This window comes from Trabulsiella guamensis ATCC 49490, assembly GCF_000734965.1.
In the GTDB taxonomy this organism is placed as follows: Bacteria; Pseudomonadota; Gammaproteobacteria; order Enterobacterales; family Enterobacteriaceae; genus Trabulsiella; species Trabulsiella guamensis.
Window position 1 is genome coordinate 92,302 of record NZ_JMTB01000062.1, and the last position, 11,816, is coordinate 104,117.

An 11,816-nucleotide genomic window follows, 5' to 3' on the forward strand; every position below is an offset into this window, starting at 1 on the left:
ACGCGGTATCCCCGCGAAATTGCACACTAAATCAACACAGCCGCCCATGGGGTTTTCTGGAGAGTAAAATGAAAAAATTAGAAGATGTTGGTGTTCTGGTAGCGCGTATTCTGATGCCGATCCTGTTTATCACCGCAGGTTGGGGAAAAATCACTGGCTACGCCGGAACGCAACAATACATGGAAGCCATGGGTGTTCCGGGCGCATTGCTGCCATTGACCATTCTGCTTGAATTTGGCGGCGGTCTGGCGATTCTGTTCGGTTTCCTGACCCGTACAACAGCGTTTATCACCGCTATCTTCACCATCCTGACCGCCCTGCTGTTCCACAGCAACTTTGCGGAAGGCGTGAACTCACTGATGTTCATGAAAAACCTGACCATCGCAGGTGGTTTCCTGCTGCTGGCTATCTTTGGTCCGGGCGCTATCAGCATCGACCGCGCGCTGAACAAAAAGTGGTAAGCGCTTATACTCAATAAAGTTCAAGGCGAGGAGCGTTCTCCTCGCTTTTGCTGTCTGCGAATTCAGAAAGGAGATTGTTATGGGACAACTGATTGACGGCGTCTGGCATGACACCTGGTATGACACCAAATCAACCGGGGGGCGTTTCAAGCGTTCCGTTTCGGCCTTTCGCAACTGGCTGACCGCGGATGGCGCTCCCGGCCCGACCGGCGAGGGCGGTTTTGCCGCCGAAAAAGATCGTTATCATCTGTATGTTTCCCTTGCCTGCCCGTGGGCGCACCGCACGTTGATCCTGCGCAAGCTGAAAGGGCTGGAGCCGTTTATTTCTGTGTCGGTAGTGAACCCGCTGATGCTGGAAAATGGCTGGACTTTCGATGACGACTTCCCGGCAGCGACCGGCGATACGCTGTATCAGCATGAATTTCTGTATCAGCTTTATCTGCACGCTGACCCACACTATACCGGGCGCGTCACTGTACCGGTATTGTGGGATAAAAAGAAACACACCATCGTCAGCAATGAATCAGCGGAAATCATCCGCATGTTCAATACCGCGTTCGACAGTCTGGGCGCAAAAGCGGGGGATTACTACCCGACAGAATTACGCAGCCAGATCGATGAACTGAATGGCTGGATTTACGACAACGTCAACAACGGCGTCTATAAAGCGGGCTTTGCCACCAGCCAGCAGGCATATGATGAAGCCGTGACGAAGGTGTTTGAATCCCTGGCGCGTATCGAACAAATTCTCGGCCAGCACCGTTATCTGACCGGTGATCGTCTGACCGAAGCGGACATTCGTCTGTGGACCACGCTGGTACGCTTTGATCCGGTGTATGTCACCCATTTTAAATGTGACAAACACCGCATCAGCGATTATCTGAACCTGTACGGATTCCTGCGCGATATCTATCAGTTGCCGGGGATTGCCGAAACGGTCGATTTCGCGCACATCCGCAACCACTATTATCGCAGCCATAAGACCATTAACCCGACGGGGATTATCTCCATCGGCCCGTGGCAGGATCTCAACGAGCCTCACGGCCGCGACAGCCGGTTCCGGTAAAAGCAAAAGGGCATCTTTCGATGCCCTTTTTTATGGCTATTTTTTCGCGGCGAAGAGTTTGGGGATTTCGCGCAGGCACCAGGATTTGGCTTCGCCCATGCTGTCGCGTCGCCAGGCCATGATGATATCCACTTCGCTGGTGTATTCCGGGCTCACCACACGTAGCCGCCCTTCGGCGATATCCTGTTCCACCAACGGATAAGGCATGGTGGCGACGCCCAGCCCGGCCAGCAGTGCCTGGCGTTTATCTTCAATGGTACTGACCGTCAGACGCGGCTGTTTATCCAGCAACTGCACGGTTAAGACCGGACGCTCGCGGGCGGTATCAGCCACCGCCACGCCGCGATACTTCACGCGCGTGACCTCCGAAAGCGGCTCCGGCTCCTGATGAATCGGGTGATCCGGCGAGGCGACATAGACGTTCAGTACCGAATAGAGTTTGCGTGAGTTGATTTCAGACGACGAACGAAAATGCATATCCGGGGCGATGACGATATCCGCTCTTCCCTGCTCCAGACGCTCCCAGGCACCCGCCAGCACTTCAGTGATGATCGCCATCTGGGTGTTGGCTTTCGCGGCCAGTCTGTCGACCAGCGGGAACAGATCCGCTGTCGGCACCAGCGCCTCGGTAACAATGGTTAAATGGGTTTCCCAGCCGCGCGCCAGCGCTTCCGCATCGGTCGTTAGTTTATCGGCAGCCTCCAGCAAAACGCGCCCGCGCTCCAGCAGCATACGACCGACGTTGGTAAATTTTGTCCGGTGCCCGGAACGATCGAACAGCACCACATCCAGCTCTTCTTCCAGCTTTTGCATGGTGTAGCTCAGCGCAGAAGGTACGCGCCCCAGTTCGTCCGCAGCAGCGGCGAAACTGCCACGGCGATCGATCGCGTCCATCACCCTCAGCGATTCCAGCGTCAATGCTCTTTCTTTAGCCATCGCACTCTCATTCAGTAAATTTGAACATACCTGGCAGAATATCTGGCTAACAATGCAGCGTCCAGCCCCTTAACATAAAAGGAAGTAAAGAGAGGTCAAGAACTATGATTACTACCCGTACCGCCAGTCAATGTGGCAAAGCCGATTTCGGCTGGCTGCAGGCACGATACACCTTTTCCTTTGGACACTACTTTGACCCGAAGCTGTTGGGCTATGCCTCCCTGCGTGTATTGAATCAGGAAGTGCTGGCACCCGGCGCGTCATTCCAGCCGCGCTCTTACCCGAAAGTCGATATTCTGAACCTGATTCTGGAAGGTGAAGCAGAGTATCGTGACAGTGACGGCAACCATGTCCAGGCAAAAGCCGGAGAAGCACTGCTCATCGCCACACAACCTGGCGTGAGCTACAGCGAGCACAACCTGAGTAAAGATCACTCCCTGACGCGGATGCAGCTGTGGCTGGATGCCTGCCCGGAGCGTGAAAACCCGTTGATGCAGAAAGTCAGCCTCGATAATGTCGCCACGCAATTGCTGGCATCTCCCGATGGCAGTAACGGCAGTCTGATGCTGCGCCAGCAGGTGTGGATCCATAACATTGATATTGCAAAAGGCGAACAACTGAACTTCCAGCTCCACGGTCCTCGTGCTTATCTGCAGTCGATTCACGGCACCGTCCATGCACAATGCGTGCAAAAAGAGCAACAGTCGTTGACCTGCGGCGACGGCGCTTTTATTCGTGACGAAGCTAACATAACGCTGGTTGCAGATACGCCGCTTCGCGCTTTGCTGATAGATTTACCGGTATAGACAGAAGCAACAGCGGAAGATGCACGTGAGCAAAAAACGACAGTCTAAAACGGCGCCTGACATCGTCAGCGCCCCTGCAGAGAACGGCGACGTCGCCGTCCCGGTCGCGTTCGGTTATGAAGAGATGCTGAGCGAACTGGAAGCGATCGTCGCCGAAGCCGAAATCCGTCTGATCCAGGACGCTGAACTGGCCTGAGAGGTCAGTTCAGACCTGTACCTTAAGACGCCTTCTTCGCCATTATCTCAATGATTTGCAGATCCGTCTGCTGCATCGCCTGACGCGCCAGCGCGCACAGGTTAGCGATAGACTGCTCGACATCATGCGCCACAATCCCTTCGTTACCCGTCACGGCGGTATCATCGAGCGCCATCAGCACAGCTTTCCAGGCGCTCGACGCGCTGGTCGAGACTTTCATTGCACAGCTGTTTGAGGCCCCGTCGCAAATCATGCCGCTGAGGTCGCCAATCATGCTGCCAATTGCCATCGCCAGAGTTTCATAACGCCCGTCCACCAGCCAGGCCATGCCAGCCGCCGCACCCATTGATGCGGTTGTCACGGCACACAGCGCCGACAGTCGTGGTAACTGGAAATGAATGTAGATAGCGCAGAGATGCGACAGCATCAGCGCACGGGCCAGTTTCTCTTCGCTGGCGTTGAAATGCTCCGCCACCACCACGACCGGCAGCGTGGCGGCGATCCCCTGGTTGCCGGAGCCGGAGTTACTCATTGCAGGCAGCGTCGCGCCGCCCATGCGCGCGTCCGAGGCGGCGCTGGTGCGGATGACGATGTCGCTCGACAGATCGCGGGTCATCAGCCCGCGCTGACATTGCCTGTCCAGCGTCGCGCCGATATGCAACCCCCACTGTCCTCGCAGCCCTTCGCGGGACAAAGCATCATTAAGCTGCGCGGCGTCGAGGATAAAACGAATATCCTCAAACGGCACATGATTGATAAATTCAAAAATATCCTGCAACGAGGTCTGTTCGAGTACCGCCAGCGGACATGTTTCCTCTTCCGCAGGCACCGCGTCATCAAGAGCGAAAAGCACATCGCCCTGTTTTTCGATGCGGGTAATGCAGGTATGCCCGCCTGCAATAGTAACGCTGGCCCACGCGTCACCCGCGTAAACTTTCGCCCGCGAAGAGAGGATCTCGTCACAAGGGATTTCCAGCATCACGCGCACCATGCCGTTTTCCAGCATTTGTCGGGCGCGGGCAACGTCCTCCGCAGTAGCTTTGTTGAGCACTTCCAGTCCGGCGTCGGCATCACCGGCGATCGCCCCAAGCGCCGCCGCGACGGGCAGCCCGGTCATGCCCGTGCCCGGCACCGTCACGCCCATGCCGTTTTTCATCAGGTTCGGCGACACCCAGGCGTCAATGCGATCCACAGGCCCGTCCAGTTTCGCCGCTGCAGTAGCGCAGGCCAGCGCCAGTGAAACTGGCTCGGTACACCCCAGCGCCGGTTTTACTTCTTCCTGCACAGCGCAGATGAGTTTTTTCCATAATGACTGTTTTTCAGGGCTCAACATAATCACAACCTTAGTACGTATTTATATGCATCAGGAGAATGCAAGGAACGGCGAGACGCATAACAGCAAACCCGTCACGATAATCAGCAACAGCGAGGCACCTTTGTATTTATGTAACGCAGGCACTTTGTAAACCAGCCAGGCCGGGATCAGACAACCCACCATGCCAAAGATGGGGCTACAAATTGAGGTAAAACTCAGCACCGGCGCGTTAAGCACAATGGCGCTCCAGGCCAGCAGAATGGCGAACAGCATGATCCCGCGCTGTACGACTTTTTCATTAATGCTGTCCGCCGCGTATTTACGGCGCAACAGATTCATTACGATGCCCTGCGTTGCTTCCCGGAAGCCCAGATAAACGCCGAAGAAAGCGGTCATGACAGCAAAAATATTGAGAATAACGCTGACGATTTTGACCCACGCGGCACCGTCACCGCTAATAAACTGCGCGGCAATCGCCAGCGCGGAAATATTTTGCTCGTATGCCTTCACCGCCTCGTCATGCCCCATCGCAAGCGTAAACGACACGGCGTAGAAAAAGACGGTGACAAACAGTACGCCAAACGCAATATTCATTGCCCGCAAGGCTTTATGGCGCGCGACAGCAACCGATTTTTCTCGCGAGCGATAGGAAATCACCATCGGGCTTAAGGTCTGAATAAACAGAATCGACGTCAGAGTGAACGGCAACGTAATAATGGCGTTTTTAATCAGCAGCCCCATCGGCGGCAACGCCCCGATATTATGCAAATGCCACAGGCCGATCATTGACAGCCCCAGTGCCGCGACAACCAACAATTTGGTCAACACCATAAAGCTCGATACCTTAAACAGCAGTTGTTCACCGCGTGACGAAATGGCTACCAGGATGCAAATTAATACCAGGCCGTAGAACGGATTGTCAGACAGCAAATCGTCAGTCACCCCGAAGGTATGCAAATAGGAAGCGCTGTCGTTGGTGATGGCGGTGGAATAAACAAACATCCAGATCACCAGCATCACAAAGTAAAGCGCGCCGAGCAGTATCCCCCAGTTTTTACCCAGATAACCGCTGATCACACTCGGGTAATCTTTGCATTCCGGCGACTCCGCCAGGGTGTTAATAAAAAGCCGCTGAAAAAGATACATTGCCGGGTAGCCAATAACTGAGGAGAGCAAAAATACCCATAACCCCATCAGACCAACCTGAACCGGCAGAAAAACAATCCCTGCGCCGATTGCCATCCCGATACTCATGATGACCCAGCCAGTATCTGTGCTGTCGAATTTTGTCGCTTCCCGCCATTCGCTTTCCGTCATATCCGCCAGTCGGGCAGGCGATGCGTCGTCCAGTATTACGCTGCTGTTTGAAGCCGTTTCCATTAGGTTCTCGCTTGTGTAGGTAGAAGTTTTTTTAATTATTTCGGTGCGATGTCCGGTACGTAACTGCAGGCGATTTCTGGTTTTATTGTGAAAAATCATACCGCCGACTGGGGAGAAAAAATTCACATCATTTTTATTCATATGGCCTTTTAAAGAAATAAAATTGCCATATTGATAATATAAGGAGAAAAATTTACTACTAGAAGTTGAAATGAGAGAGATATCACATTTCTTATGACGAGACAGAAAAAAAGCCCCGGCGAAACGCCAGGGCTGAGCAGGAATCAACAGAAGAGCTTATCGTTTTAATCACAGACGACTTTTATCGCCAGACCGCCGCGGGAGGTTTCACGATATTTGTCGTTCATGTCTTTACCGGTTTCATACATCGTTTCAATGACTTTATCGAGCGACACCCGCGCTTCGCTGGTGCGTTGCAGCGCCATTCGCGCGGCGTTCACCGCCTTCACAGCGTTGATGGCGTTACGCTCGATGCAGGGGATCTGCACCTGACCAGCCACCGGATCGCAGGTCAGTCCGAGGTTATGCTCCATCGCGATTTCCGCTGCCACGCATACCTGCTGCGGGCTGCCGCCCAGCAATTCGGCTAACCCGGCAGCCGCCATTGAGCAGGCCACGCCCACTTCGCCCTGGCAACCGACTTCAGCACCTGAAATCGAGGCGTTCATTTTATACAGCGAGCCGATGGCACCAGCGGCAAGGAAATAGCGCGATACCGAATTGGCATTCACTGCCCGGCGGAATTTGTCGTAGTACGCCAGCACCGCCGGGACGATCCCGCAGGCACCGTTTGTCGGCGCGGTGACGACGCGTCCACCCGCCGCATTTTCTTCACTGACCGCCAGCGCGAACATGTTGATCCAGTCGATCACGTTCATCGGATCCTGCGAAACGCGATCACTCGACACCAGCATCCGCCGCAGCGCCACCGCGCGACGGGGTACCGTCAGCGGACCGGGCAGGACCCCTTCGGTGTTGATCCCACGCTCAATGCAGGTGGTCATGGTTTGCCAGATGCGCTCAAACCCCGCGTCAATGTCTTCTTTATTGCGCAGCGCCAGTTCGTTTTGCATCATCAGCCCGGAGATGGACAAGCCGTGCAGTTTACACAACGACAGCAGTTCGCTGGCAGAGCTGAAGGGATACGGTACCGGCTGTTCGATGTTGTGGTTCTGGCCGAACTGCGACTCCTCGACGATAAACCCACCGCCGATGGAGTAATATGTTTTCTCCAGCAGCGGCTCGTTACCACGCCAGGCGGTGATGCGCATCCCGTTTTCATGCCGTGGCAACGCCGTATTGTGGAAAGCCACGCTTTCCGGCAACGGGAAGGAGACGAGCGTTTTGCCATTCGCCACCGGCAGTTGCCCGCTACGGGCCACCTGCTGAATAAATCCCGCAATGGCGTCAATTTTTACGTCCTGCGGACTGTTGCCTGCCAGCCCCATGATCACCGCGGTATCGGTGGCATGGCCTTTGCCGGTCAGAGACAGTGAGCCATACAGATCAACACTGATGCGTCCAGTTTGTGAAAGCCATCCCAGGCTTTCCAGCTCATCAATAAACTGTTTGCCCGCGTTCATAGGGCCAACAGTGTGAGAACTGGAGGGTCCAATGCCAATTTTAAAAATATCGAATGAGCTAATCATCTTCAGCACCCGCTCAAAAAGTATGGGGAAACCCGACTTCAGGACAGGCCGTCACGAAGACGGCCTGCAGGCTGACACACGCTTAGCGTTCACCGCGAAAGGCGATCGCTTCAATTTCCAGCTTCACATCTTTCGGCAGGCGAGCCACCTGCACGTAACTGCGCGTCGGATATACCGCATCGTGCTCATCAAAAAACTGCTTATAGACCTCATTGATCACTGAAAAATCATTCAGGTCAGTGATGAAGACGGTGGTTTTCACAATGTCTCCCACACTCAGACCGGACGCGGTCACAATGGCTTTCACGTTTTCCAGACTCTGACGGGCCTGCGCGGCGACGTCATCTGCCACTGAACCGTTTTCCGGGTTCACCGGGATCTGCCCGGACGTAAAGACCATCGCGCCGAGATCAACGCCCTGCACATAGGGGCCAATGGTCCCCGGCGCGCGCGTGGTTTCAATCACTTTTTTCATGTTCATTTCCTTTTTCAAATCGCCTGGGTAAAGGTGCGCGAAATGACATCCTGCTGCTGTTCGCGCGTCAGCGCGTTAAAACGCACCGCATAACCCGACACGCGAATCGTCAGGTTGGGATAGTTTTCCGGATGTTCGATGGCATCCAGCAGCATGTCGCGATTCATAACGTTGACGTTGAGATGCTGCCCGCCTTCGACCGTGGCGTCTTCGTGATGGAAGTAGCCATCCAGCAGACCGACCAGGTTAGTCTTCCTTACGCTGTCGTCTTTGCCGAGCGCTGCCGGAACAATAGAGAAGGTGTAGGAGATCCCGTCTTTGGCGTAGGTAAACGGCAGTTTGGCGACCGACGTCAGCGAGGCCACCGCGCCTTTGCGGTCACGACCGTGCATCGGGTTCGCCCCCGGCGCAAACGGGGTGCCGGCGCGGCGACCATCCGGTGTGTTGCCGGTTTTCTGCCCATACACCACATTGGAGGTGATGGTCAGGATCGACTGCGTCGGCACTGCGTTACGGTAAGTCGGCAGTGCTTTGATTTTCTTCATAAAGCGCTCGACCAGATCACAAGCGATGCTGTCCACACGATCATCGTTGTTGCCGTATTGCGGATATTCCCCTTCGATTTCAAAATCGATGGCCAGCCCGTTCTCATCTCGCACCGGTTTAACGCGGGCGTATTTGATGGCGGAGAGCGAATCCACCGCCACGGACAACCCGGCGATACCGCAGGCCATCGTACGGTAAACATCACGGTCATGCAGCGCCATCAGTGATGCTTCATAGCTGTATTTGTCATGCATGTAGTGAATGAGATTCAGCGCGCTGATGTACTGCACCGCCAGCCAGTCCATGAAATGATCCAGGCTGTTCATCACGGTGGTGAAATCCAGCACATCATCCATCAACGGCGCGGTTTTCGGCCCGACCTGGATTTTCAGTTTTTCATCCACCCCGCCGTTAATCGCGTACAGCAGCGTTTTCGCCAGGTTGGCGCGGGCACCGAAGAACTGCATCTGTTTGCCGATCACCATCGGGCTGACGCAGCAGGCAATGGCGTAGTCATCGCTGTTGAAATCCGCACGCATCAGATCATCGTTTTCATACTGCAATGACGAGGTGGCAATCGACATTTGCGCCGCGTATTTCTTGAAGGCGATCGGTAACGCTTCCGACCACAGGATGGTCAGGTTTGGCTCCGGTGCCGGGCCCATAGTGTGCAGGGTATGCAGGTAACGGAACGCGCTTTTGGTCACCAGCGTGCGGCCATCCAGCCCCATCCCGCCGATCACTTCTGTCGCCCAGATCGGGTCGCCGGAGAACAGCGAGTCAAATTCCGGTGTACGCAGGAAGCGCACCATGCGGATCTTCATAATGAAGTGATCGACCAGCTCCTGCGCCTGCGTTTCCGTCAGCACACCGGCACGTATGTCACGCTCGATGTAAATATCCAGGAAGCACGCGGTGCGGCCTAATGACATCGCCCCGCCATTCTGTGATTTCACGGCAGCCAGATAGGCGAAGTAGAGCCACTGAACCGCTTCCTGCGCCGTACGGGCCGGGCGTGAAATATCACAGCCATAGCTTGCCGCCATTTGTTGGATCTCCAGCAACGCGCGGCGGTGCTCTGCCAGCTCTTCGCGCAGGCGAATGGTGGCTTCCAGATCGTCGCCACGCTCCAGGCGGGACTGCAAATCGGCAAACTGCAGTTCACGCTCGCGAACCAGATAACGAATACCATACAGTGCCACACGGCGATAGTCGCCGATGATGCGGCCACGACCATACCCGTCCGGCAGACCGGTCAGAATGCCTGATTTACGGCAGCGCAGCATTTCGGGCGAGTAAACGTCGAAAACCCCCTGGTTGTGGGTTTTACGTAAGTGTGTGAACAGATACTCAAACTGCGGGTCCATTTCGCGGCCATAGGCGTCGAATGAACTTTTAATCATATTGATGCCGCCAAACGGATGCAGCGCGCGTTTCAGCGGTTTGTCGGTCTGCAGGCCGACGATTTTTTCCAGATCTTTTTCAATGTACCCTGGTGCATGGGCAGTAATCGTTGTCGCCACGTTGACATCAAAATCGACCGGCGCATGCGTGGCGTTCTCCGTACGGATGCCCGCCATGACCTTTTCCCACAGCGCAACGGTCGCCGGGGTAGCGTCGGCAAGGAATGATTCATCGCCTTCATACGGCGTATAATTATTCTGAATAAAATCGCGAACGTTGATCTCGTGCTTCCATTCAGAGCCATTAAATCCCTGCCAGGCGTCGGCATACAGCATATCGCTGGTATCGATATTTACCTTCATGAAATTACTCTCTTTAGAAATTAAGCGTATTCGGCTGTCGTGTTAATTTTTCCTAAATGAATGGCATCAAGCGCAATCATTTTCTCTTCATTGGTAGGAATTACCGCGCAGGCAATTCGCGAATCTGGCGCAGAAATAATGCGCTCACCGGCACTGCCCGGTAATTTATTCTTTTCCTGATCCAGTTCGATGCCAAACACCTGTAAATGATCGACAACCAGCTGGCGAATAAGTGAGGAGTTTTCACCGATACCGCCGGTGAAAATAATTCCGTCGAGACGATGCAGCGCCATGGCGTGGCCGCCGATATGGCGCGCAATACGGTGCACGAATGTTTTGATGGCTAGCCGCGCATGGTAATGCCCCTCGTGCCAGGCTTTTTCCAGTACACGCAAATCTGATGACAGACCGGAAATGCCTAACAGGCCGGACTCTTTATTCACCACACGCTCGAGATCGCCGAGCGTCTGCCCGGTCTGGCTGGCAATCCACGCCATGGCGCCAAAGTCGACGTCGCCGCAGCGGGTGCCCATCATCAACCCTTCCAGCGGCGTCATACCCATGGAGGTATCCACGCTCTTGCCATTACGCACCGCACAAATGGACGCGCCATTTCCGAGGTGAGCAATCACTACGCCGGAATCCTTCTCTGACAGCCGCAACAGGTGATGCGCGCGCTGAGCGACATAGCGGTGCGACGTGCCGTGAAAGCCATAGCGACGCACACCAAGCTCTTCAAAATAGCGCCATGGTAAGCCATACAGATAGGCTTCAGGCTCCATGGTCTGGTGATAACTGGTATCAAATACCGCGACCTGCTTCACGCCAGGAAACAGTTGCTGAGCGGATTCCACGCCGCGCAGGTTGGCAAAATTGTGCAGCGGCGCCAGGGGGGAAACCTGGCGAATCAGTTCAATGACCTCATCAGTGATCACTACCGATTCATTAAATATACTGCCGCCGTGAGCAATTCGGTGACCAATTAAGGCCACGCTGTTCATTAAATTGCGTTTTTCCAGTTCGAAGGTAATCGCTTTCAAAGCACATTCGTAATTCTGGTGAGCCAGCAAAGCTGGCTCACCTCCATTTACACGTAAATATGCCTTTTCTGTATTGATACCTTCTGTAATACCCGTCAGCAATACATCCTGCGTTTCTACATCAATCACCGAAAATTTAACTGACGATGAACCACAATT

At 54.5% G+C, this 11,816-nt stretch carries 11 protein-coding genes; 4 read left to right on the top strand and 7 right to left on the bottom strand.

The genetic code is table 11. The annotated features are described in order from the left end of the window. Positions 1-68: 68 nt before the first annotated feature. Positions 69-461, top strand: a complete 393-nt coding sequence (locus GTGU_RS09280; RefSeq protein ID WP_038156011.1) for a DoxX family protein — start codon at positions 69-71, stop codon at positions 459-461. A gap of 79 nt (positions 462-540) precedes the next feature. After that, positions 541-1,527: a glutathione S-transferase family protein gene (locus tag GTGU_RS09285; RefSeq protein WP_038156012.1), complete on the top strand. Its 987-nt coding sequence runs from the start codon at positions 541-543 to the stop codon at positions 1,525-1,527. Positions 1,528-1,563: 36 nt separating this feature from the next. On the opposite strand, the gene GTGU_RS09290 is transcribed toward GTGU_RS09285, so the two are convergent. Then, entirely contained in the window at positions 1,564-2,463 is a 900-nt protein-coding gene (locus tag GTGU_RS09290; protein ID WP_038156015.1) for a LysR family transcriptional regulator, read from the bottom strand. A gap of 104 nt (positions 2,464-2,567) precedes the next feature. On the opposite strand from GTGU_RS09290, the gene GTGU_RS09295 reads away from it, so the two are divergent. Then, a complete protein-coding gene (locus GTGU_RS09295) occupies positions 2,568-3,269 on the top strand; it encodes a pirin family protein (RefSeq protein ID WP_038156017.1) in 702 nt (233 codons plus the stop codon). 25 nt (positions 3,270-3,294) lie between these two features. Then, positions 3,295-3,465, top strand: coding sequence for a hypothetical protein (locus GTGU_RS26890; RefSeq protein ID WP_169741174.1), 171 nt, complete (start codon positions 3,295-3,297; stop codon positions 3,463-3,465). A gap of 22 nt (positions 3,466-3,487) precedes the next feature. Here GTGU_RS26890 and GTGU_RS09300 read toward each other — a convergent pair whose 3' ends face one another. The 6 genes from GTGU_RS09300 to tdcD form a co-directional block, all read right to left on the bottom strand. Next, positions 3,488-4,798, bottom strand: coding sequence for an L-cysteine desulfidase family protein (locus GTGU_RS09300; protein WP_038156020.1), 1,311 nt, complete (start codon positions 4,796-4,798; stop codon positions 3,488-3,490). A gap of 30 nt (positions 4,799-4,828) precedes the next feature. Then, positions 4,829-6,160 carry an SLC5/6 family protein gene (locus GTGU_RS09305; protein ID WP_038156038.1) on the bottom strand — a complete coding sequence of 444 codons (1,332 nt, stop codon included), beginning with the start codon at positions 6,158-6,160 and terminating at the stop codon, positions 4,829-4,831. Between the two features lie 305 nt (positions 6,161-6,465). After that, positions 6,466-7,830, bottom strand: coding sequence for an L-serine ammonia-lyase (gene tdcG, locus GTGU_RS09310; RefSeq protein WP_038156022.1), 1,365 nt, complete (start codon positions 7,828-7,830; stop codon positions 6,466-6,468). Positions 7,831-7,912: 82 nt separating this feature from the next. Next, positions 7,913-8,305, bottom strand: a complete 393-nt coding sequence (locus tag GTGU_RS09315) for an enamine/imine deaminase (RefSeq protein ID WP_038156024.1) — start codon at positions 8,303-8,305, stop codon at positions 7,913-7,915. Positions 8,306-8,319: 14 nt separating this feature from the next. Next, positions 8,320-10,617, bottom strand: a complete 2,298-nt coding sequence (gene pflB, locus GTGU_RS09320; RefSeq protein ID WP_038156026.1) for a formate C-acetyltransferase — start codon at positions 10,615-10,617, stop codon at positions 8,320-8,322. Positions 10,618-10,637: 20 nt separating this feature from the next. Further along, the coding region (tdcD, locus tag GTGU_RS09325; RefSeq protein ID WP_038156040.1) for a propionate kinase at positions 10,638-11,816 on the bottom strand (1,179 nt) is incomplete at its 5' end.